The 21,759-nt window shown below is 73.5% G+C and carries 24 protein-coding genes and 1 riboswitch; of the genes, 14 read left to right on the top strand and 10 right to left on the bottom strand.

Annotated features, from left to right (window positions below; translation table 11 throughout):
• The first annotated feature begins 96 nt into the window (after window positions 1-96).
• From recO to PVK74_RS14435, 4 genes are all read left to right on the top strand, one after another.
• A complete protein-coding gene (gene recO / locus PVK74_RS14450) occupies window positions 97-969 on the top strand; it encodes a DNA repair protein RecO (RefSeq protein WP_043329020.1) in 873 nt (290 codons plus the stop codon).
• Window positions 966-1,778, top strand: a complete 813-nt coding sequence (locus tag PVK74_RS14445; protein WP_166457763.1) for an isoprenyl transferase — start codon at window positions 966-968, stop codon at window positions 1,776-1,778. Before recO ends, PVK74_RS14445 begins: the two co-directional genes overlap by 4 nt.
• A gap of 70 nt (window positions 1,779-1,848) precedes the next feature.
• Window positions 1,849-2,034: a hypothetical protein gene (locus PVK74_RS14440; protein WP_013287960.1), complete on the top strand. Its 186-nt coding sequence runs from the start codon at window positions 1,849-1,851 to the stop codon at window positions 2,032-2,034.
• Between the two features lie 121 nt (window positions 2,035-2,155).
• On the top strand, window positions 2,156-2,380 hold the full coding sequence (locus PVK74_RS14435; protein WP_043329023.1) for a hypothetical protein: 225 nt from the start codon (window positions 2,156-2,158) through the stop codon (window positions 2,378-2,380).
• 15 nt (window positions 2,381-2,395) lie between these two features.
• Here the strand turns inward: PVK74_RS14435 and gndA are convergent, their stop codons facing one another.
• Entirely contained in the window at window positions 2,396-3,838 is a 1,443-nt protein-coding gene (gene gndA, locus PVK74_RS14430) for an NADP-dependent phosphogluconate dehydrogenase (RefSeq protein ID WP_274479217.1), read from the bottom strand.
• Window positions 3,839-4,182: 344 nt separating this feature from the next.
• Between gndA and PVK74_RS14425 the strand changes: the two genes are divergently transcribed.
• Window positions 4,183-4,476, top strand: a complete 294-nt coding sequence (locus PVK74_RS14425) for a hypothetical protein (RefSeq protein ID WP_274479216.1) — start codon at window positions 4,183-4,185, stop codon at window positions 4,474-4,476.
• A 258-nt stretch (window positions 4,477-4,734) separates the two neighbouring features.
• Here the strand turns inward: PVK74_RS14425 and PVK74_RS14420 are convergent, their stop codons facing one another.
• From PVK74_RS14420 to PVK74_RS14410, 3 genes are all read right to left on the bottom strand, one after another.
• Window positions 4,735-5,535: an energy-coupling factor transporter transmembrane component T family protein gene (locus PVK74_RS14420; RefSeq protein ID WP_043329026.1), complete on the bottom strand. Its 801-nt coding sequence runs from the start codon at window positions 5,533-5,535 to the stop codon at window positions 4,735-4,737.
• Window positions 5,532-6,950 (bottom strand): ABC transporter ATP-binding protein, encoded by a 1,419-nt coding sequence (locus PVK74_RS14415; RefSeq protein ID WP_274479215.1) that lies wholly within the window; start codon window positions 6,948-6,950, stop codon window positions 5,532-5,534. The genes PVK74_RS14420 and PVK74_RS14415 overlap by 4 nt, the downstream gene beginning before the upstream one ends.
• A gap of 108 nt (window positions 6,951-7,058) precedes the next feature.
• The gene (locus PVK74_RS14410; protein ID WP_064448685.1) at window positions 7,059-7,649 is read right to left on the bottom strand and encodes an ECF transporter S component; all 591 of its coding nucleotides are present in this window, start codon (window positions 7,647-7,649) and stop codon (window positions 7,059-7,061) included.
• A gap of 75 nt (window positions 7,650-7,724) precedes the next feature.
• Window positions 7,725-7,831: riboswitch (TPP riboswitch) on the bottom strand.
• 76 nt (window positions 7,832-7,907) lie between these two features.
• Here PVK74_RS14410 and PVK74_RS14405 point away from each other — a divergent pair.
• From PVK74_RS14405 to PVK74_RS14390, 4 genes are all read left to right on the top strand, one after another.
• Window positions 7,908-8,744 (top strand): alpha/beta fold hydrolase, encoded by an 837-nt coding sequence (locus PVK74_RS14405; RefSeq protein WP_199495982.1) that lies wholly within the window; start codon window positions 7,908-7,910, stop codon window positions 8,742-8,744.
• Window positions 8,741-9,490 carry a sugar isomerase domain-containing protein gene (locus PVK74_RS14400; protein ID WP_030503141.1) on the top strand — a complete coding sequence of 250 codons (750 nt, stop codon included), beginning with the start codon at window positions 8,741-8,743 and terminating at the stop codon, window positions 9,488-9,490. Before PVK74_RS14405 ends, PVK74_RS14400 begins: the two co-directional genes overlap by 4 nt.
• A 91-nt stretch (window positions 9,491-9,581) precedes the next feature.
• Entirely contained in the window at window positions 9,582-10,085 is a 504-nt protein-coding gene (locus tag PVK74_RS14395) for a DUF6328 family protein (protein WP_043329032.1), read from the top strand.
• A gap of 108 nt (window positions 10,086-10,193) precedes the next feature.
• Window positions 10,194-12,167, top strand: coding sequence for an acyl-CoA dehydrogenase family protein (locus PVK74_RS14390; protein WP_274479214.1), 1,974 nt, complete (start codon window positions 10,194-10,196; stop codon window positions 12,165-12,167).
• A 399-nt stretch (window positions 12,168-12,566) separates the two neighbouring features.
• Here the strand turns inward: PVK74_RS14390 and PVK74_RS14385 are convergent, their stop codons facing one another.
• The 6 genes from PVK74_RS14385 to PVK74_RS14360 form a co-directional block, all read right to left on the bottom strand.
• Entirely contained in the window at window positions 12,567-13,172 is a 606-nt protein-coding gene (locus PVK74_RS14385; protein ID WP_274479213.1) for a hypothetical protein, read from the bottom strand.
• A 52-nt stretch (window positions 13,173-13,224) separates the two neighbouring features.
• The gene (locus PVK74_RS14380) at window positions 13,225-13,527 is read right to left on the bottom strand and encodes an ArsR/SmtB family transcription factor (protein WP_030503145.1); all 303 of its coding nucleotides are present in this window, start codon (window positions 13,525-13,527) and stop codon (window positions 13,225-13,227) included.
• Between the two features lie 43 nt (window positions 13,528-13,570).
• Window positions 13,571-14,446, bottom strand: a complete 876-nt coding sequence (locus tag PVK74_RS14375; RefSeq protein WP_043329036.1) for a metal ABC transporter permease — start codon at window positions 14,444-14,446, stop codon at window positions 13,571-13,573.
• A 1-nt stretch (window position 14,447) separates the two neighbouring features.
• A complete protein-coding gene (locus PVK74_RS14370; RefSeq protein ID WP_030503147.1) occupies window positions 14,448-15,212 on the bottom strand; it encodes a metal ABC transporter ATP-binding protein in 765 nt (254 codons plus the stop codon).
• Window positions 15,209-16,156 carry a metal ABC transporter substrate-binding protein gene (locus PVK74_RS14365; protein ID WP_043329040.1) on the bottom strand — a complete coding sequence of 316 codons (948 nt, stop codon included), beginning with the start codon at window positions 16,154-16,156 and terminating at the stop codon, window positions 15,209-15,211. Before PVK74_RS14365 ends, PVK74_RS14370 begins: the two co-directional genes overlap by 4 nt.
• An 88-nt stretch (window positions 16,157-16,244) precedes the next feature.
• The gene (locus tag PVK74_RS14360; RefSeq protein WP_030503149.1) at window positions 16,245-16,508 is read right to left on the bottom strand and encodes a DUF6703 family protein; all 264 of its coding nucleotides are present in this window, start codon (window positions 16,506-16,508) and stop codon (window positions 16,245-16,247) included.
• Between the two features lie 27 nt (window positions 16,509-16,535).
• Here PVK74_RS14360 and PVK74_RS14355 point away from each other — a divergent pair, with 27 nt between their 5' ends.
• The 5 genes from PVK74_RS14355 to dusB all read left to right on the top strand — a co-directional run bounded on the left by PVK74_RS14355 (window position 16,536) and on the right by dusB (window position 21,720).
• Window positions 16,536-16,877 carry an antibiotic biosynthesis monooxygenase family protein gene (locus PVK74_RS14355; protein WP_030503150.1) on the top strand — a complete coding sequence of 114 codons (342 nt, stop codon included), beginning with the start codon at window positions 16,536-16,538 and terminating at the stop codon, window positions 16,875-16,877.
• A 94-nt stretch (window positions 16,878-16,971) separates the two neighbouring features.
• Entirely contained in the window at window positions 16,972-17,445 is a 474-nt protein-coding gene (locus tag PVK74_RS14350) for a hypothetical protein (protein ID WP_043329042.1), read from the top strand.
• A gap of 113 nt (window positions 17,446-17,558) precedes the next feature.
• A complete protein-coding gene (locus PVK74_RS14345) occupies window positions 17,559-18,938 on the top strand; it encodes a glycine--tRNA ligase (protein WP_013475540.1) in 1,380 nt (459 codons plus the stop codon).
• 156 nt (window positions 18,939-19,094) lie between these two features.
• A complete protein-coding gene (locus PVK74_RS14340) occupies window positions 19,095-20,519 on the top strand; it encodes an MFS transporter (RefSeq protein ID WP_274479212.1) in 1,425 nt (474 codons plus the stop codon).
• A gap of 37 nt (window positions 20,520-20,556) precedes the next feature.
• On the top strand, window positions 20,557-21,720 hold the full coding sequence (gene dusB / locus PVK74_RS14335) for a tRNA dihydrouridine synthase DusB (RefSeq protein ID WP_104112439.1): 1,164 nt from the start codon (window positions 20,557-20,559) through the stop codon (window positions 21,718-21,720).
• Window positions 21,721-21,759 lie beyond the last annotated feature (39 nt).

The raw sequence follows: 21,759 nt of genomic DNA, 5'->3' as shown, positions 1-21,759 counted from the left end.
CACACTAGGTCCGGCCCGGCGCCCGGCACATCGGGGATCGCCCGCCGGTCCACCCCGAGCCGACCCTGAGATCGCACCCGGAGGGAGAATGGCCTGATGGCCGGGTACCGCCGACAGCTCTACCGCGACGACGCGGTGGTGTTGCGTGTGCAGAAGCTGGGCGAGTCCGACCGGATCATCACGCTGTTCACCCGCCGGCACGGCCGGTTGCGCGCGGTGGCCCGGGGCGTGCGGCGCACCACGAGCCGGTTCGGCGCCCGGCTGGAGCCGTTCGGGCACGTCGACCTCCAGCTCGCCGGTGACCCCAAGGGCAACCAGGGCAGCTCGCTGCACACCGTCAGCCAGGTCGAGGCGATCGAGCTGTACGGAAAACGGTTCCTCGGCGACTACCCCCGCTACACGGCCGCCAGCGCGATCGCCGAGACCGCCGAGCGGCTCACCCCGGTCGAGCGCGAACCGTCGCTGCGGCTGTTCCAGCTCACCCTCGGCGCGATGAAGTCGCTGGCCCGCGGCGAGCACGCCACCACGCTGGTGCTCGACGCGTACCTGCTGCGCGGTATGGCGTTCGCCGGCTGGGCGCCGGCGCTCGCCGCCTGCGCCGTCTGCGGCGAGCCGGGCCGGCACCGCGCGTTCTCCGTACCGGCCGGCGGCGCCGTCTGCCCGGACTGCCGGCCCCCCGGCGCCGCCCACCCCGCGCCCGCCACGCTGGAGCTGATGTCCGCGCTGACCTCCGGCGACTGGGGGTACGCCGACGCGGCCGAGACCGGCGTACGCCGGGAGTGCAGCGGGCTGGTCGCGGCGCACCTCCAGTGGCATCTGGAACGCGCGCTACGCTCGCTGCCGCTGGTCGACCGGGGCGCCCCGGCGGCCGGCGCGGTCCCGTCGCCCGGCGGCGCGGGACCGGATGTGGCCCCGCCGCGCTCCGGCGCCGGGCCCGTCGCCGGTGTGAACAGGGAGATGACCGAGTGATCCGATCGACGAGGGCGACCCGCCGCGAGCCGGTCCCGCCGACCCCGCACCCCTCCGGGGCCCGTCCGCCGGCGCTGCCGCCCGCCGCGGTGCCCCGGCACGTCGCCATCGTGATGGACGGCAACGGCCGCTGGGCCAAGGAGCGCGGCCTGCCCCGCACCAAGGGGCACGAGCAGGGCGAGCACAGCCTCTTCGACACCGTCGAAGGCGCGATCGAGATGGGGATCCCCTACCTGTCGGCGTACGCGTTCTCCACCGAGAACTGGCGGCGCTCGCCCGACGAGGTCCGCTTCCTGATGGGCTTCAACCGCGACGTCATCCGTCGCCGCCGCGACCAGCTCGTCGACCTGGGCGTACGGGTGGTCTGGTCGGGCCGCGCGGGCCGGCTGTGGAAGAGCGTCATCTCCGAGCTGCAGACCGCCGAGGAGATGTCGCGCGGCAACTCGACGCTGACGCTGCAGTTCTGCGTCAACTACGGCGGCCAGGCGGAGATCGCCGACGCCGCCGCCGGGATCGCCCGGGACGTGGCCGCCGGCCGGCTGGACCCGGCCAAGGTGAACGAGAAGACTGTCGCGCGGTACCTCTACCACCCCGAGGTGCCCGAGGTCGACCTGTTCCTGCGCCCCTCCGGCGAGCAGCGCATCTCCAACTTCCTGCTCTGGCAGACCGCGTACGCCGAACTGGTCTACCTGGACACGCTCTGGCCCGACTTCGACCGCCGCCACCTCTGGTACGCCTGCGAGCTGTACGCCCAGCGCGACCGCCGCTTCGGCGGCGCCCTGCCCAACCCGGTCGCCCCGGGCGCCTGAGGGGGCAGGCTTACCGGCGCGCCGCTCTGGGTACCGATACCTCCAGACAGCAAACGCGGAGGTGAACCACATGATTCAGAAGCGGATCGCGCAGTGGGCGGTCATGGCGGTCGCCGTGCCGCTGGCGGCGGCCGGCGCGCGCCGGCTCAGCCACACCCTGGAGGCCCGTCGCGGCCCGTCCGGGGTGAGCCGTCTGCTGACCAAGGGCGCCGACCTGATCCGGCCGCAGAAGGCCAGGCGTCGCCGGTTCTTCTGACCTGCGACGTCGGCCCGACCGGTACGCCCCGCATCCGGCTTTCCCGCCGGGCGCGGGGCGTTGCGCTCTACGATCGGCGCAGGGCGCGCCGCCGGGTGCGCGCCCGCCACGGGGGTGGAGGATGCGCGATCTCCGGTACGAGATGACTGCTGCCCTGGCCGCCGCCGACCTGGTGGAACCGGACCGCCGGGACGCGGTCGCCGGGCTGTGCGCCGAGCTGGCCGAGCGGTGGTGCGCCGAACTGGGGCACACCCCGGCGGTCCGCTCCGGCGAGATCGGCGAACTGGCGGCCGGCGAGCCGGCGGCCGGCTGGGCGCCCGACCCGCACGCCCAGCGGGCCTGGTGAGGTGTCCGGCCGGGCTCACGCCTCCACTTCGGAGCGGTCGCCCGCCCAGAGCGTGTGGAACGAGCCGTCCCGGTCCACCCGGTGGTAGGTGTGCGCGCCGAAGTTGTCCCGCAGCCCCTGGATCAGCGCGGCCGGCAGCCGCTGCGCCCGCAGCGCGTCGAAGTAGGCCAGCGACGACCCGAAGGCCGGTGCCGGCACGCCCGCCCGGGCCGCGTCGGCCACCACCCGTCGCCAGGCCGGTACGCCGGCGCTGACCCGCTCGGCGAACCACGGCGCGACGAGCAGCGTCGCCAGGTCCGGCTCCGCGTCGTACGCCTCGCGGATGCGGTCCAGGAAACCGGCCCGGATGATGCAGCCACCCCGCCAGATGGTGGCCGTGCCGCCCAGGTCGATGTTCCAGTCGTACTCCCGGCTGCCGGCGCGGATGTGGTCGAAGCCCTGCGCGTACGCGACGATCTTGCTGGCCAGCAGCGCGCGGCGCACGTCCTCGACGAACGTCTCCCGGTCGTCCACCTGCCACTTCTCGCCCGCGTCGGCGAACACCCGGCGGGCGGCCTCGCGCTGGCCGGCGTGCCCGGACAGCGACCGGGCGAACGTGGCCTCGGCGATGCCGGTGATCGGAATGCCCAGGTCGAGCGCGCTCTGCACGGTCCAGCGGCCGGTGCCCTTCTGCTCGGCCTGGTCGAGCACCACGTCGACGAACGCCTGACCGGTGGCCGCGTCGGTGTGGCCGAGCACGTCGGCGGTGATCTCGATGAGGAACGACCCCAGCTCGCCGCCGTTCCACTCCCGGAAGATCTCCGCGATCTCCGCCGGGCTCGCCGACAGACCGGCCCGCAACAGGTCGTACGCCTCGGCGATGAGCTGCATGTCGGCGTACTCGATGCCGTTGTGCACCATCTTCACGAAGTGGCCCGCGCCGTCCGGCCCGACGTGCCGGCAGCAGGGCTCGCCGTCCACGTGCGCGGCGATCTTGGAGAAGATCGGCCCCAGCTTGCGGTACGACTCGGCCGACCCGCCGGGCATGATGCTCGGGCCGAGCAGCGCGCCCTCCTCGCCGCCGGACACGCCGGTACCGACGAAGTGCAGCCCGTGCGCGCGCAGCGCCTCCTCCCGGCGGCGGGTGTCGGCGAAGTGCGCGTTGCCGCAGTCGACGACGATGTCGCCCTCCTCCAGCAGCGGGACCAGTTCGTCGATCACCGCGTCGGTCGGGGCGCCGGCCTTCACCATCACGATCACCGCGCGGGGCCGCTCCAGCGAGCCGACGAAGTCCGCGAGCGACTCCGACGGCACGAACGTGCCCTCGTCGCCGTGCTCCGCGACCAGGCTGCGGGTACGTTCCGGCGACCGGTTGTGCACCGCCACGGCGAAGCCGTTGCGGGCCAGGTTCCGGGCCAGGTTGCGGCCCATCACCGCCAGACCGGTGACCCCGATCTGCGCCGTCGCCTGCTCTGCCATGCGTACCGCCACCTCTCGTCCGTACTGCCGTGCTGCGACCGTATCGCGGCCGTCGAGGATGTGGGCCACGGTGTCCACAGGGTGTGACCGGTGGGTGGCCGTACGTCCCTCGGCTTAATTCGGCTGCGGGACTCGCCGGTGGCGCGATAGCGTTGCCGCATGCGTATGTGACGCCCCACCTCCGAGCCCGGTCCACCGCCGCGAGTGCCGTGGACCCGTCCTGCTCCGGGCGTCCGCATCCTTCCCCGCCACCGTCGGTCGCGGTGTCTGTCGTGATCGGAATGCGCCGGAGCCTTCGCTCGGCGCGTCCCGGTCGGCGCGCCCGCACGACAGGAGGCCCGCGAATGCCCGCGAAGCGCAATCCGAAGAAGTCCCGCAAACAGTCCTCGCCGCAGGTGATCGCGCCGGCGCTCGACGCGCTCACCGCGCCGCCCGCAGTGGTGCTCCCGACGGAGCCGGTGGCGTCCGCCGGGTCCCTGGACGCGGCGCCGCATTCGGCGTCACCGGAGACTCCGGTCCTGCCCAGCGCACCCGCGACGCCGCCCCGATCCGGCCCACCGGCAGGGCGGCAGGCCCGGGTCACCGGGCGCAGCCAGCGCGCCGGCCAGACCCGCTTCTACGCGTTCCGCCGGAGCTGACCGGCAGGCCGGTTCCCGTCGCCCGCTGCCCGGGCAGGCCCCTCATCCGGGTCCTTGCCCGGGCAGCGTTTCTCCTTCCCGCCGCTCGCCCCCACCGCCGGTGTCCCTAGAGATCTTGGAAGATTTCGGCCCCTATAGGGACCATTTCCTACCAAGATCTTCACCGACGCCGGTCGATCATGAAGTTGGCGGCGACAAAACGGGCAACCCGTGCCGTCAACTTCATGATCAACGGGGCGGGGCGAGGCGAGGTGCGGGTCAGCCGATCAGGGGGCGGAAGGTGCCCAGGGCGATGCTTGTCGCCAGAGCGGCGGCGGCCAGGAGGGCCGCTCCCACGACCAGCAGCGTGTCCGCGCCGGTGAAGCGCTGCGGGCGGGCCACGGTGCGCGGCGTACCCGCGTCGAAGCCCCGGGCGTCCATCGCGACGGCGAGCCGTGTACCGCGCCGGATCGCGCCCACCAACAGCGTGAACGCGGTCGACCCGAACAGCCGCAGCTTCGCCACCGGATTGCGGCCGGCGTCCACGCCACGGGCCCGCCGGGCCATGCTGATCATCCGCCACTCCTGCTCCAGCAGAGGCACCATGCGGAACGCGGCCAGCGCGCCGATGGCGAACCGGGCGGGCGCCTTCGCGTTCTGGATCAGCGCGTCGGCCAGGTCGGTCGGGTCGGTGGTGGCGAACACGACGATGCCGGGCAGCGCCACCGCGAGCATCCGCAGCACCAGGCCCAGCGCCGTGACGAGCACCCCTTCGGTGACCAGGACCGGCCCGGCCTGGAGCAGCACCGGGCCGGAACGGTCGGCCGCGAAGAGCACAAGCGTGACCAGGATGCCGACGGCACCGGCGAGCAGCGGCCAGGCGCGGCGGGCCAGCACCCGGTAGCGGACGCCGAACAGCGGCAGCACCGCGAGTTCGACGGCGATGGCGACGGCCGGGGCCACCGGATCGAGCGTCGCCACCAGGATCAGCGTGAACACCATCGCGGCGGCCAGCTTCGCCACCGGGTTGCGCCGGGCCAGCGGAGCGCCCGGCGCGGCGACCGGTTCGACGTTGATCACGAGGACGCCCCCAGGGTGAGCGTCCGGTCGGCCAGCGCGGCCACGAAGTCCTCGTCGTGGGTCACCGCCACCACGCCGTGCCCGGCGTTGCGCAGCTCGGCGAGCAGGTCGATCAGTTCCAGCCACGTGCGCCGGTCCTGGCCGAACGTGGGCTCGTCGCAGATCAGCAGGCGGGGCGCGGTGGCCAGGGCCGTCGCCACGCTCAGCCGCCGCGCCTCGCCACCCGAGAGGGTGTACGGGTTGGCGCCGGCCAGCCGGTCCAGCCGCAGCCGCTCCAGCAGTGCGTCCACTGTGGCGCTGACCGCTGCCTCGGGCTGCCCGGTGCGGCGCGGGCCGAGCGCCAGCTCGTCGCGGACGGTGGCGGTGACGAACTGGTGTTCCGGGTCCTGGAACACCGAGCCGATCCGGCGTACCAGCGCGGGCGCCCGCCAGCGGTGCGGGGGAGTGCGCGCGTCCCGCCCGGCCAGTTCCGCCGACGCGGTGACGCCGCCCGTGCCGGGTTTCAGCAGGCCGCCCAGGAGCAGCGCCAGCGTGGACTTGCCGGCCCCGTTGGGGCCGAGGACGGCGAGCGCCTCGCCGGCGCGTACCCGAAGATCGGTGGGGTCGAGCCGCGGCGTCAGGCCGAGCCGCTCCGCGGTGAGCAGCACGTCGCCGGGCGGCGTGGTGGCGTGCCGGGGTGGCGTGACGTGGCCGGGTACCCAGACCCCGGCGGCGGCCAGCGCGTCGCCGTGCGCGGCGAAGACCGCAGCGGGCGGCCCGTCGGCGCGCACCCCGCCGCCCGGTTCCAGCACCACCACGCGGTCGACCAGCGGCAGCGCCTCGGTGACCCGGTGCTCCACCAGGACCATCGTGGTGTCCGTGTCGAGCGCGTCCGCGACGGCCCGGCGGATCAGCGCGGCGCCGGCCGGGTCGAGGTTGGCGGTGGGCTCGTCGAGCAGCAGCAGTCCGGGGCGCAGCGCGAGCGTGCCGGCCAGGGCGAGCCGCTGCTGCTCGCCGCCGCTGAGCGCGGCGGTCGGGCGGTCCCGGTCGTACGGGAAGCCGACCCGGCGCAGCGCCTCGTCGACGCGGGGCCAGATCTCCCCGGCGGGCACGCCCCGGTTCTCCAGCCCGAACGCGACGTCGTCGCCGGAACGGGCCATGACGAGCTGGGTCTGCGGATCCTGGAACAGGATGCCGACGCGCTCGCGGGCCTTGCGCGGGTCCAGCCCGTCGATCTCGACGGTGCCCTCCTGCTCGCCGGAGTCCTCCGGCAGCAGCCCGGCCAGCGCCGCCAGCAGCGTGCTCTTACCGGCGCCGGAGGGTCCGAGCAGCAGCACCCGCTCGCCGCTCTCCACGCGCAGATCCACCCCGCGCAGAGCCCAGCGTTTCCGTCCCCCGTGCCGCCACCCGAACCCCCGCAGCACCACCCCGCTCACCGCCCACCACCCCCTCTCCCGGCCCAGCCTGCGTGATCAAGGAGTTCGCGTCCGGAAAACCGTGCCCGGCGGACGCAAACTCCTTGATCACCGGGGCGGGGCGAGCCGTCAGACCAGGGCTCGGTCGCGGCCGGCGGGGAAGCGGTCCAGGACGCCGGTGTTCGCCAGCGCGCGGGTGAGGGCCACCGCACCCAGGCCGGCCACCAGCAGACAGCTGAGCACGCCGAACGCGATGTAGGGCAGCCGGAACGTCGTCCAGCTCGTGCCGGGGTACCAGTAGAGAGCGTCGAACAGCGTGGCGAAGAGGCCGCCGCACGCGCCGGCGAGCGCCGCCGTGAGCGGCCGGTGGAGGCGGTACCGGGTGGCCGCGAAGACCGCCTCGACGCCCAGGCCCTGCACCGCGCCCTGGAGGATCGCCATCGCACCGTAGGGGGAGCCGAGCAGCACCGAGACGGCCGAGGCGACGGTCTCGGTGAGCAGCGCCGCTCCCGGCTTGCGGACGATGAGCGCGCTCAGCACGGCCGGGATGAGCCAGACGCCGTACATGACCGACTGGAGCGGGGCGAAGAAGGCGAACGGCCCGTCGCTGCCCTTCCAGAGGATGTTCCAGAGCTGGAACACGACGCCGAAGGTGACGGCGATGACCGAGGCGACGACGATGTCGACGGTACGCCAGCGGTTGCTGTCGGTGTGGTTCACGGTTGGCTCCCAGTTCGTCGAGGTGAACCAGGAGAAGACGCACGCCGCGCCCGGTGGTCACCGGACGGCGACGCGGCTGGAGGTCGACCGAACTCCCTGCGCTGGCATTACCCAGATCAGGTTCGAGGGTCTGCGGGCACCGGCCCGCACTCTCAGCGCTGTGCGCTCCCCTGTCGGATGTGAAGTTGTCTCGTCGCAGACGCTAGCACCGACCACGGGCCCCGGCCCAGCAGGGCGAGTGTCGGTATGGTGGCGATCATGCTGGTGGATGCGCGGGGACTGACGTTCGAGGTACGCGCCGGCGGCCCCGAGGGCGGTGACCCGGTCCTGCTGCTGCACGGATTCCCGCAGCACTCCGGCGAGTGGGACGCGGTGACGCCCGCGCTGCACGCCGCCGGGCTGTGCACGTACGCGCTCGACCAGCGCGGCTACTCGCCCGGCGCGCGTCCGGCGGACGTCGGGGCGTACCGGATTCCGGAGCTGGTGGCCGACGCGGCCGGCGTGCTGGATTCCCTCGGGGTGACCCGCGCCCACCTGGTCGGCCACGACTGGGGCGCGATCGTGGCGTGGGGTCTGGCGGCGGCGCACCCGGAGCGGGTGCGGACGCTGACCGCGGTGTCGGTGCCGCACCCGGCCGCGATGGGGCACGCGCTCGCCACCGACCCGCGGCAGAAGGTCAAGTCCGCGTACATAGCGTTGTTCCGTAAGCCCGGTACGGCGGAGCGGGTGCTGCTGGCGTGGAACGCCGCCACGCTGCGCAAGCTGCTCAGCGGCGTGGGCGACGCCGGCGCGGTGGCCCGGTACGCCGAGCCGATGCGCGAGCCGGGGGCGTTGACGGCGGCGCTGAACTGGTACCGGGCGATGACCGGGGCGGACATGAAGGCGGTCGCCCCGGTCGGGGTGCCCACCACGTTCGTCTGGAGCGACAAGGACGTGGCGATCGGCCGGACGGCCGCGCAGGCGTGCGCCGCGCACGTCACAGGTGACTACCGGTTCGTGACGCTGCCCGGCGTCAGCCACTGGATCCCGGACGAGGCGCCCGGCCCGCTGGCCGAGGCGATCCTCGCCCGGTGCGCAGGAACGGAGGAGGCATGACGGTGAGCGCCGAGGCGTACCTGGCGGTGGTGACCGAGACGATCGGCCGGGTCGCCGCCGAGCAGCGGCGCAACGTGGCCGACGCGGCCGACCTGATCGCAGCGGCGCTGCGCGCCGATGGTGTGGTGCACGCGTTCGGCACCGGGCACTCCGAGGCGCTGGCCATGGAGATCGCCGGTCGGGCCGGCGGGCTGGTGCCCACGAACCGGATCGCGTTGCGTGACCTGGTGCTGGTCGGCGGCGATCCGGCCGACGTGCTCGGCCCGAAGCTGGAACGCGACCCGGCGGTGGCGCACCGCCTCTACGAGCTGGCGCCGATCCGGCCGCAGGACGTGTTCGTGCTCGCCTCGAACTCGGGCGTGAACGGGGCGATGGTCGAGTTCGCGTCCATCGTGAAGGAACGCGGGCACGGGCTGGTGGCGATCACGTCGGCGCAGCACTCGGCCCGGATGACGTCGCGGCACCCGTCCGGCCGCAAGCTCGCCGACTTCGCCGACGTGGTGCTGGACAACGGCGCCCCGTACGGCGACGCCACGCTGCCGCTGCCGGGCGGCGGCGCGGTGGGCGCGGTCTCGTCGATCACCGCGGCGCTGCTCGCCCAGCAGATCGTCGCCGAGGTGGTGGCCCGGCTGGTCGCGGCGGGGGAGCGTCCGCCGGTCTACCTGTCCGCGAACATCACCGGCGGCGACGAGCACAACGCCGAGCTGGAGGCACGGTACGCGGGGCGGATCCGCCGCGGTTCCTGAACCGGTTTCGTGATCATCCGTACGGGGCACAGGCGGTCCTGCCGGTGGGCGTTCACCCGCCGGCCGTGCCGTCTCCCGGGGAGGTCCGCGAGTGTCGAAGGAATCCGAGAAGCAGCGCTGGCAGCGCAACTTCGCCGATCTGTTGCAGGAGCTGCGCGTCGCGCAGACCGGCGTGCAGATCCTGTTCGCCTTCCTGCTGACGCTGCCGTTCAGCGCCGGGTTCGACCGGACCACCGAGTTCCAGCGTGACGTCTACATCCTGGCGCTGCTGACCGCCGCCGCGTCCGCCGCGATGATCATTTCTCCGGTGGCGTTCCACCGGGCGCTGTTCCGCCAGGGCCGCAAGCCGGAACTGGTCCGCTTCGCCCACCGGATGGCCACCGGCGGCCTGTTCTTCATGCTGATCGCGATGGTCAGCTCGGTCCTGCTGGTCTCCGACTTCGTGCTGGACCGGCCGATCGCGTTCCTGCTCAGCGCGCTCACCGGCCTCTGGTTCCTGATCTTCTGGGCGATCCTGCCGTTCAGCCGCCGCAACTGGGGCGACGACGACATCGACGACGAGGACGACGACCCGCAGACGCTCACCGGCGGCTGACCGTCCGCCAAATCGGACGTGCACGCGGCGCTACCCCTGGGTAACACCCGGGGGTAGCGTCGTTTTCGTCGAGCGCGTCGACGCAGCCGGACCGACGAGGAGGCAGCCGTGACCACGACACAGAACAGCCGGCCCGAGTCCCCCGACGGCGCGGAGCCGCTGCCCGGAGAGGCGGGCCAGGTCACCGAGAAGGAGGCCCGCCAGGTCGCCGAGGCGGCCCGCGAGTCGGCCTGGGACCGGCCCAGCTTCGGCAAGGAGTTGTTCCTCGGCCGGTTCCGGCTCGACCTGATCGACCCGTGGCCCCGCCCCGACCCGGCCGAGGTGGCCCGTGCCGACGAGTTCCTCGGCTCGCTGCGGGCGTACCTGGGGTCCGAGGTGGACGGTGAGGCGATCGAGCGGGACGCGCGCATCCCTGACGAGGTGTTCCACGGACTGGCCGGGCTGGGCGCGTTCGGCATGAAGATCGACCGCAAGTACGGCGGACTGGGGCTGAGCAACCTGCACTACTGCCGGGCGCTGATGCTCGTCGGCTCGGTGAGCCCGGCGGTCAGCGCGCTGCTCTCCGCGCACCAGTCGATCGGCGTGCCGCAGCCGCTGAAGATGTTCGGCACGCCCGAGCAGAAGGACCGGTTCCTGCCCCGGCTAGCCGCCGGTGAGGTTTCCGCGTTCCTGCTCACCGAGCCGGACGTCGGCTCCGACCCGGCCCGGCTCGCCACCACCGCCGAGCCGACGGCGGACGGCACCGGCTACCGGCTCAACGGGGTGAAGCTGTGGGCCACCAACGGCACGCTCGCCACCCTGCTCGTGGTGATGGCCCGGGTGCCGGCCGGCGAGGGGCGGCGCGGCGGCATCACCGCGTTCGTGGTGGAGGGCGACAGCGACGGCATCACCGTCGAGCGGCGCAACTCCTTCGTCGGGCTGCGCGGCCTGGAGAACAGCCTCACCCGCTTCCACGACGTGTTCGTGCCGGCCGAGAACGTGATCGGCGGCGAGGGCAAGGGCCTGAAGATCGCGCTGACCACGTTGAACACCGGCCGTCTCTCGCTGCCGGCCATGTGCGTGGGCGCCGGGAAGTGGGCGCTGAACGTGGCCCGGGAGTGGGCGGCGGACCGGGTCCAGTGGGGCCGACCGGTGGCCGAGCACGAGGCGGTGGCGAAGAAACTGTCGTTCATCGCCGCCACCACGTACGGCATGGAGTCCATGCTCGACCTGTCCTGCATGCTCGCCGACGACGACCGCAACGACATCCGGATCGAGGCGGCGCTGGTCAAGCTCTACGCCAGCGAGATGGCGTGGCGGATCGCCGACGAGCTGATCCAGATCCGCGGCGGACGCGGGTACGAGACGGCCGACTCGCTCGCCGCCCGGGGCGAACGGCCCGCCGCCGTCGAGCAGCTCCTGCGTGACCTGCGGATCAACCGGATCTTCGAGGGCTCCACCGAGATCATGCACCTGCTTATCGCCCGCGAGGCGGTCGACGCGCACCTGTCGGTGGCGGGCGACATCATCGACCCGGACGCCGGGCTGGGCCGCAAGGCGAAGGCGGGCGCGCGGGCCGGCGCCTTCTACGCGAAGTGGCTGCCCACGCTCGCTGTCGGCAAGGGGCAGACGCCCGGGGCGTACCAGGAGTTCGGGCCGCTGGCCGGGCACCTGCGCCACGTCGAGCGGACCTCCCGCAAGCTGGCCCGGTCGACGTTCTACGCGATGTCCCGGTGGCAGGGGAAGATGGAGCGTAAGCAGGCGTTCCTCGGCCGGGTGGTGGACATCGGCGCGGAGCTGTTCGCGATGAGCGCGGTCTGCGTCCGGGCCTACGCCGAGCGGGACGCGCACCCGGAGAACGTCGAGCTGGCCGACCTGTTCTGCCGTCAGGCGCGGCTGCGCGTCGACGAGCTGTTCACCGGCCTGTGGTCGAACACCGACTCGGTCGACGTGGCCGCCGCCAAGCGGATCGTCGCCGGCCGGTACGCCTCGCTGGAGGACGGCGTCCTCACGCCGCCCGCCGACCTGCCGTGGGTGGCGCGCTGGGAACCGGGGCCGTCCACCGCCGAGGACGTGCGCCGCCGCATCCCGCCGGCCCGCTGACCAACCGCTACGCCTCGGCGCGCCCGCGCGGCGGTCGTCGTCCGCCGGTGCGGTGCCGGGTTCCGGCGTGCTGCGCCTGCGGACGGCGTCGCCCGTCGGTCCACGCGGGCGACTGCCCGGCCGCGCAGGAACTTCGGCCGCGCCCCACCGGTCTCCGTTCCCGAACCGGGGGAGCGAGCTGGTGTCGCGGCGTGGCCCGGGCCCGTGGCCGTGGTGCCGGACCTGCGGCGTGCCGTCGGACCGGCGGTCCTCAGGCGGGGCCAGCGACCCGTTACGCGGTGTCACGTGGTGCCAGAGGAAGGACTCTGTTTTTGGCGTTATGCCTCTCAGGCATATTTAAATATGACTCAGAGGCATAACGCCGAGAAGTGCATCAGCCGGGAGCCGGGAGCCGGTCCGTCAGCGGCCGCCGCGCAGCCCCAGCCCGCGCAGCTCCAGCGCGGCGAGCGCGTCGACAGTCGCGTCGTCGCCGCGCCGCCACGCCTCGGCGACGTCCGGCGCGATCCGGTTCAGCTTCGACAGCGGCTGACCGGCCAGCGCGCGCAGCGCCAGCAGGTCCCGGCCGGCCGGCGCGCCGGCCAGGGCCTTCGCCGCGGCGGCCCGGCGCATCCAGCGCACCCGCAGCGGCAGCCAGCCGAACAGCACCAGGCCGAGCGGGAACACCAGCACCGCGATGGTCAGCCCGAGCGCCAGCTGCCCGACCATCTCCTGCTGGTCGCGGCCGGCCTCGGCGACCGCGCGGGCGGCGTCGGCGGCCCGGGTGAACGGCGCGGTCAGCTCGTCGCCGACCAGCGGCACGCGGCCGACCTTGCCGCCGGCGTCGGCCAGGTTGTCGGCGAGGCCACCGCCGGCCCCCTCCAGCTTCTGCCCGGGTACGGCGAGCTTCTCGACCACGTCGTGCAGCCACAGCGCGAAGCGGATCGCCGCGTACACCCAGACCACCACGAGCAGGTCGGTGAGGAACTGGCGGGCGGCGGTGGGAAAGCGGTCGGCGTAAATCTTCACGCCGGACAGCCTGCCACGGCTCGGCCCTGCCGGCACGAGACAGTTTCGCGCCTCAGGAGGGCCCTTCACCGGCGTGGCTGACCGCGTCCGCCACGATGTGCGCGACGTGGTCGTCCACCAGGGCGTACGCGATCTCCCGGCCGCGCCGCGACCCGCGTACCACCCCGGCGCCGCGCAGCACCCGCAGGTGCTGGGAGACCAGCGGCTGTGGCGCGCCGAGCTTCTCGACCAGCTCGTGCACGCAGCGCTCGCCCTCGGCCAGCTCGCTGACGATCGCGAGCCGGATCGGGGCCGAGAGCGCGCGCAGCAGGTCACCCGCGCCCTCGAAGGCGTCGTACCCGTTCGTGCCGGTCACCCTGTAACGGTAACCAATCCCAGCTGCGTCAGCCGGTAGGGCCTCATCCGAGCAGCACCTCGTGCTCGGCGGGCTCGACCGGCGGCGCGGCCCGGTCGCTCCCGCTCCGGCGTCGCAGCGCCCGCACACCGGCCGCGCCGAGCGCGACCAGCAGGAACGAGCCGATCGCCACCAGCACCACCGACGCGCCGGGCGCGGTGTCCGCGGTGGCCGCCACCCAGACCCCGGCGCCGGCGGCGAACAGCCCCAGGGCCATGGCCGCCGCCATGGTGGACCGGAAGCCCCGGGTCACCTGCTGCGCGGTGGCCACCGGCACCACCATCAGCGCGCTGATCAGCAGCACCCCGACCGCCCGCATGGCGATGGTCACCGTGATCGCGGTGCCGACCGCGATGATCAGGTTCAGCGCGCGTACCGGCAGGCCGGAGACGCGCGCGTACTCCTCGTCGTGGCAGACCGCGAACAGCGCCGGGCGCAGCACCAGCATGGTCACCAGCAGCGCCGCGCCGAGCACGCCGATGGTGACCAGGTCGCCCTGCGAGGTGGTGGTCAGCGACCCGAACAGGTACGCGTTGAGCGCCCCGCTGCTGGCGTCGGAGAGCCCGACCAGCACCACGCCACCGGCGATGCCGCCGTAGAACAGCAGTGCCAGCGCCAGGTCGCCGGAGGTGCGCCCGTACGCGCGGACCAGCTCGATGACGATCGCGCCGAGCGTCGCGGCGATCACCGCCACCAGCACGGGGGAGCGGTTGAGCAGCAGGCCCGCGCCGACGCCGGTGAGCGCCACGTGCCCGATCCCGTCGCCGATCAGGGCCAGCCGCCGCTGCACCAGGTAGATGCCGAGCGCCGGCGCGGCCAGCCCGATGATCAGCGCGCCGACCAGGGCGCGGAGCATGAAGTCGTACTGGAAGAGGTCCATCTCAGATGCCTGTCCAGAGCCGGGCGGGCTCCTCGTCGCAGTGCGGGTGCACGTGCTCGTGGTCGGGGTCGGCGTGGTGGCCGGCGGGTTCCGGCACGGCGCCGTCGTGGGCGATGCCGCCCTGGTGCACCACCACGGCCCGGCTGATCAGCGGGCGCAGCGGGCCCAGCTCGTGCGCGACGAGCAGCACCGTGCCGCCGCCGTCGCGGAACGAGCGCAGCGCCCCGGCGAACGCCTCCTGGCTGGCCGCGTCCACCCCGGCGGTCGGCTCGTCGAGCACCAGCAGCTCCGGCCCGCCGGCGAGCGCGCGGGCGATCAGGGTGCGCTGCTGCTGGCCGCCGGAGAGCGTGGACACCGGGTCGCCGGCCCGGTCGGCGAGCCCGACGGCGTCCAGCGCTGCCGCCACCGCCTCCCGGTCCGCCCGTCCGGCGGGCCGCAGCACGCCGCGGCGGGCCAGCCGCCCGGACGCCACCACCTCGCGTACGGTGGCGGGCACTCCGCTGCCCGCGCCGAGCCGCTGCGGCACGTACCCGATTCGGTGCCACTGCCGGAAGCGGCGCTGCGGCGTGCCGAACAGGGCGACCGACCCGGCGCCGACCGGCACCAGGCCGAGCGCGGCGCGCACGAGCGTCGACTTGCCGGAGCCGTTGGCGCCGAGCACGGCGACCACCTCGCCGGCGGTCACTGTCAACGAGACGTCACGCAGCACCGGGCGGCCGTCGTAGCCGACTGTGGCGTGCGCGATCTCGATCACGGGTGGGGTCATGAACAGTCCAGAGCGGTTCGCAGGGTCTGCAGGTTGGTACGCATCGCGGAGAGGTAGTCGCCGTCGGCGGGCGGGCCCTCCAGCGGGTCCAGCACCGCCGTCTTCGCGCCCACCTCACGCGCGATCGTCTCGGCGACCTTCGGGCTGACCAGCGTCTCGAAGAAGATCGTGCCGGCCTGGTGCTCGCGGGCCTCCTCGGCGACCTCGGCGAGGCGCTGCGGCGACGGCTCGGACTCCGGGGTGAGCCCGCTGATGCCGATCTGCTCCAGTTGGTAGCGCTCGGTGAGGTAGCCGAACGCGGTGTGGCTGGTGACGATCTCGCGGCGCTTGCAGGTGCGCAGGCCGTCGGCGTACTCGGTGTCCAGCTTCGTCAGCTCGGCGCGCAGCGCGCCTGCGCGGGCGGTGTAGTCGGCGGCGTGCTCCGGGTCGGCCTTGCCGAGGCGCTCGGCGAGCTTGTCGCCGATGGTGGCCAGCCGGGTCGGGTCGAGCCAGACGTGCGGGTCCTTGCCGCCGCCCTCCCCGGAGTGCCCGGCCTCGCCCTCGTGGTCGTGGTCGTGGCCACCGGCGGCGGCGTCGCGCAGCGGCGTCACGCCCGCCACGTCGAACGCGCGGTCGCCGCCGTTCTGCTCCACCGCCTCGTCCACCGCCGGCTGGAAGCCGCTGAGGTAGACGACCACGTCGGCGTCGACGACCTGGCCGACCTGCCGCGGGTTGAGTTCCAGGTCGTGCGGCTCCGCGCCGGGCTTGGTCAGGTTGCTGACCGAGACCGTGTCGCCGCCGATCCGCTCGGACAGGAACTGCAGCGGGTAGAACGCGGCCACCACGCCGACCTTGCCCGGCTCGCTCGCGGCGCCGGTGCCGTCCGCGCAGGCGGTCAGGCCGGCGGCGGCGAGCAGGGCGGTTGCGGTGGCGGTCAGGACACGGCGGGGTGCGCGAACGGTCATGGGCTCAACTGTCCGCGACAACGAAAACTATTGTCAAAAACGCATGATTGCATGTCAGCGCAGGTCAGCTCGGCTCTGCTTCCGTACGTCAGCCGACCATGAGCTTCGCCAGCGCCACCGCGATCAACAGGGTGAGCATCACCAGCCGGAACATCCGGGTCGCCGGCGCCTGCACCGGCCAGGTGACCGACATCAGCCACACCAGGCCGCCGGCCAGCGCCAGCAGCAGGACGCCGCCCGCCGGGCCGGGCGCGAAGAGGCCGACCAGCATCAGGGCCAGTACGGCGAGGAACACCGCCGTCGGGTTGAGCCGTGCCAACCGGGACAGCACGGGACTCTGCGTACGCTGCATGCCACAAACTCTACGAGGAGGAACGCCGTGCTGGTCACCAACCGGTTCGTGGTGGAAGCCGAAACGGTGGACGAGTTCACCCGGGAGGCGCACGCCGCGCTGGCCGCGCTCGCCGCCCGCCCCGGCTACCTGCGCGGTGAGCTGCTGCGGGCGCTCGACGACCCGGACCACTGGTGCCTGCTCACCGAGTGGGAGTCGGTCGGGGCGTACCGGCGGGCGCTCGGCGGGTTCGACGTCAAGGTCACCGCCGTCCCGCTGCTCGCCCGATCGGTGGACGAGCCGTCGGCGTACGAGACGCTCGCCAGCGCCGCCCCCGAGGGTGAGATCGTCGTCGTCGCCAGCGATCGGGCCGCAGGTCCTTACCGGTGAGTGCCGGGGCACTACCCTGGCGCGTATGACCGCTCCCGGACCGGCCGCACCACCCCCGTCGTCAGTTCCGCCCGCGCCGCCGGCGGACCCCGGGGTGCCCGCGCCGCCGCAGGGGCCCGGCGCCGCGCCGCCGTTCGCCGCCCCGCCCACCGAGGGCGGGCGGACCCGGCTCTGGCTCGGCCTCGGCGCGGGCGCGCTCGCCGTGCTGATCTGCTGCGGCGGAGGCGGCGCGGCGGTGGTCGGCCTGGCCGTGAGCAACGCCCAGGCGATCGGCGAGCAGGGCCGGGCCGTCACCAGCGACTACTACCAGGCACTGGTCGCCCGGGAGTGGTCCAAGGCGTACGACACGCTCTGCGACGACCTCCGCCGACGCGAACCGCGGCCCGAGTTCGTGCGGCGCGTCGCCACCGAGCCGCAGATCTCCGGCTACCGGGTCGGCGAGGTCGACATCACCACGCTCACGGTCCCGGTGGACGTCACGCTGGCCGGCGGCCGGCGGGAGGCGCAGACCGTGACGCTGGCGCCGGACCAGCAGACGGGCGGCGTGGAGGTCTGCGGGGTGAGCTGACCGGCCCCCGGTATTCTGCTGGGCTCGGGACGAACGCGGTCGTACCGTTGTCCCGAACAGCCCGGTTTTATCCATCTCAACCGCGCCGACCGCCAGCCGGCGTAGGAGGAAACATGCCAGCCGACCGTATCGACGCCGTCACCAGCCTCGCCAAGCGCCGGGGCTTCGTCTTTCCCTCCAGCGAGATCTACGGGGGCACCCGGTCGGCGTGGGACTACGGTCCGCTCGGCGTCGAGCTGAAGGAGAACGTCCGCCGGCAGTGGTGGCGGACCATGGTGCAGCAGCGCGACGACGTCGTCGGCCTCGACTCGGCGGTCATCCTGGCCCGCAAGGTCTGGGAGGCCAGCGGCCACATCGCCGAGTTCGTCGACCCGCTCACCGAGTGCCAGTCCTGCCACAAGCGGTTCCGGGCCGACCACCTGGAAGAGGCGTACGAGGCCAAGCACGGCAAGCCGCTGACCTCGCTGACGGAGCTCAACTGCCCCAACTGCGGCAACAAGGGCACCTTCACCGAGCCGAAGATGTTCAACGGCCTGATGAAGACCTACCTGGGCCCGGTGGAGAGCGACGAGGGCATGCACTACCTGCGCCCGGAGACCGCCCAGGGCATCTTCGTCAACTACAAGAACGTCGAGACGGTCGCCCGCAAGAAGCCGCCGTTCGGCATCGCGCAGACCGGCAAGTCGTTCCGCAACGAGATCACCCCCGGCAACTTCATCTTCCGGACCCGCGAGTTCGAGCAGATGGAGATGGAGTTCTTCGTCGAGCCCGGCACCGACGAGCAGTGGCACGAGTACTGGCTCTCCGAGCGCTGGAACTGGTACCTCGACCTCGGCCTGTCCGAGGAGAACCTGCGCTTCTACGAGCACCCCAAGGAGAAGCTCTCCCACTACTCGAAGCGCACCGTCGACATCGAGTACCGGTTCCGGTTCGGCGGCAGCGAGTTCGCCGAGCTGGAGGGCATCGCCAACCGCACCGACTTCGACCTGTCCACGCACAGCAAGCACTCCGGCGTCGACCTGTCGTACTTCGACCAGGGCAAGGGCGAGCGCTGGATGCCGTACGTGATCGAGCCGGCCGCCGGCCTCACCCGCGCGGTGCTGGCGTTCCTGCTCGAGGCGTACGACGAGGACGAGGCGCCGAACACCAAGGGCGGCGTGGACAAGCGCACCGTCATGCGCTTCGACCCGCGGCTGGCCCCGGTCAAGGTCGCCGTGCTGCCGCTGTCGCGTAACGAGGCGCTGTCGCCGAAGGCCAAGCAGCTCGCCACCGACCTGCGCAAGCGCTGGGTGGTCGAGTTCGACGACTCGCAGGCGATCGGCCGCCGCTACCGCCGGCAGGACGAGATCGGTACGCCGTTCTGCGTCACCGTCGACTTCGACACGCTCGACGACAACGCCGTGACGGTCCGGAACCGGGACACCATGGCCCAGGAGCGCGTCTCGCTGGACCAGGTCGAGCGCTACCTGATCGAGCGCCTCCCCGGCTGCTGACGTATCACCGAGAAGGGCGCCGTCGCCGACGGCGCCCTTCTCCGTGTCCGCCCGGGCCGGACGACACGTCGACGTGTCTGAATCCCGCGAGCCCGTTGGCGTTAGCCGGCGGGAGCGCCGGGTAGCAGATCCCTCACCGGCAGCGGAGGGGGCGAGATGCGGCACGCGACCACCGAACCGTCCGCGACCCCGGCGCCCGCGGTGGTGGCGCATCGGTGGCCCACCGCACTGGTCCTGGCCAGCGCCATGTTCCTGGTGCTGTTCGACAGCCTGGCGGTGGCCACAGCGCTGCCGCGCATCGGTGACGAGTTCCGCCTCGGCCCGGGCCGCCTCCAATGGGTCGTGACGTTGTACTCGCTGAGCATCGGCGGCCTGCTGCTGCTCGGGGGCCGGCTGTGCGACCTGTGGGGACGACGCCGGCTGATCGTCGTCAGCCTCGCGCTGGCCACTCTCGGCTCGGCCCTGGCCGGGCTGGCGACCGCGTTGGCCCCGCTGCTGCTCGGCCGGGTGTTGCAGGGCGCCGGCGCGGCCCTCGCCATCCCGGCGACGCTGGCGTCGGCGGCGACGTACTTCCCCGACGAGCCGTGGCGCAGCCGGGTGTTCGCGGTGGTCGCCGCCGCCGCGAACACGGCAGGTCTGGCCGGGGCGATCGTCGGCGGCCTGATCACGTCGCACCTGGGCTGGCGCTGGGTCTTCCTGGCCACCGTGCCGGTCGGACTCGCGGCGATGGTGGCGGCCCGGCTGCTGCTGCCGGCGAGCCGGCCCGAACCGGGCGGCCGGCAGCGGCTGGACCTCGCCGGGGCGGTCCTCGCCACCGGCATGCTGCTCGCGCTGCTCTTCGGCGCCAACCGGATCGCCGAGTCGGGTCCGGACCCGGTCGGGCTCGGCGCTGTCGCCGCCTCCGTGGTGCTGCTGTTCCTGCTGGTGCGCGTCGAGCGGCGGGTGGCCGACCCACTGGTCCGGCCGGCCCTGCTCCGGTCGCGCCCGCTGGTCGCCGGTTGCCTCGCCTTCGCCGCCCACTCGGCCGCGTACGCGGTGGTGGTGGTCGTGGGCAGTCTCTACCTCCAGGAGGTCCACGGCCTGTCCCCGGCGGGCGCCGGGCTGGTGCTGGCCCCGGTGCTGCTCGGCGCGCTGGTCAGCGCCGCTCCGGCGGGCGCGCTGATCCGCAGGTTCGGCGCGCGCCGGGTCGTGGCTGTCGCCCTGGGCCTGTGCGCGGTCACGCTCGCGTTGGTGGCGGTCAACGCGGGCGGTCCGCTGCCGGTCCTGGTGACGATTCTGGTCGTGTGGGGCCTCAGCGCCGGCCCGATCTACGTCGGGCTGACCCGGGTGTGTGTCGGCGACGCCCCGCCGGGCGACCAGGGAACGGCTTCGGCGGTGTTCGAGTCGACCACCCACGTGGCCGGGGCGATCTCCGTGGCGGTCTTCCTCACGCTGCTCGCCGCCGGGGTCGGCTACGGCGTCGTGCAGTTCGTCGGCGCCGTAGCGGGTGGGCTGGGCGTCCTCGCGCTGCTGCTGATCATGCCGGCGGGGCAGCCCGAGACCGCGCCGTCGCCCGCGCCGCAGCGGGTGGCGGCCCGGTAGGCGTCGATACCCGAGAACGCCTCCCTACACTGGTCAGGTGACTGCCCCGACGCTGCCCGCGCTGACCATCGGCCCGCACCAGGTGTGGCCACCGGTGGTGCTCGCGCCGATGGCCGGGATCACCAACGTCGGCTTCCGCCGGCTCTGCCGCGAGCAGGGCGGCGGCATCTACGTCTGCGAGATGATCACCACCCGGGCGCTCGTCGAGCGGAACCCGAAGACGCTCCGCATGATCGCCTTCGGCGCCGAGGAGCAGCCCCGCAGCCTCCAGCTCTACGGCACCGACCCGGAGATCACCGCCGCCGCCGTGCGGATCGTGGTCGAGCGCGACCTCGCGGATCACATCGACCTGAACTTCGGCTGCCCCGTACCCAAGGTCACCCGGCGCGGCGGCGGCTCGGCCCTGCCGTGGCGCCGCCGGCTGTTCGCCCGGCTGGTCAAGGCCGCGGTGGACGCCGCGTCACCCGCCGGGGTACCGGTCACCGTCAAGATGCGCAAGGGCATCGACGACGACCACCTGACGTACGTCGAGGCGGGGCTGGCGGCCCAGGACGCGGGCGTCGCGGCGGTCGCCCTGCACGGGCGTACGGCCGCGCAGCGCTACTCCGGCACCGCCGACTGGGACGCGATCGCCACGCTCAAGTCGGCGCTCGACGTGCCGGTGCTCGGCAACGGTGACATCTGGGAGGCCGACGACGCGCTGCGGATGGTCGCGCACACCGGCGTGGACGGCGTGGTGATCGGGCGCGGCTGCCTGGGCCGGCCGTGGCTGTTCGCCGACCTGGAGGCCGCGTTCAACGGCAGCCCCGAGCGGCGGCTGCCCTCGCTCGGCGAGGTGGCGGTGACCATGCGCCGGCACGCCGAGCTGCTGGTGGAGCAGTTCGTGGCCGGTGCCCGCAACCCGGCCCGGGGCGAGCGGGACGGCTGCACCGACTTCCGCAAGCACGTCGCCTGGTACCTGAAGGGCTTCCCGATCGGCAGCGAGCTGCGCCGCTCGCTCGCCATGATCGAGAGCTTGGCGCAGCTCGACGACCTGCTCGGCAAGCTCGACCCGGCCGTACCGTTCCCGGTGGAGAACCTCGGCCAGCCGCGCGGCCGCACCAACTCCCCGGGCAAGGTCTTCCTGCCCGACGGGTGGCTGGCCAGCCGCGACGACGACACCCCGCCGGACGGCGCCGAGCTGGACGACTCCGGCGGCTGACAACCCGGGTACGCCGAAGGGCCCGACCCCGTGGTGGGG

Source organism: Micromonospora chalcea, from assembly GCF_028768405.1.
GTDB lineage: Bacteria > Actinomycetota > Actinomycetes > Mycobacteriales > Micromonosporaceae > Micromonospora > Micromonospora chalcea.
The sequence above is the reverse complement of the archived record's forward strand: the minus strand, read 5'-3'. Positions and strand labels throughout refer to the sequence as shown.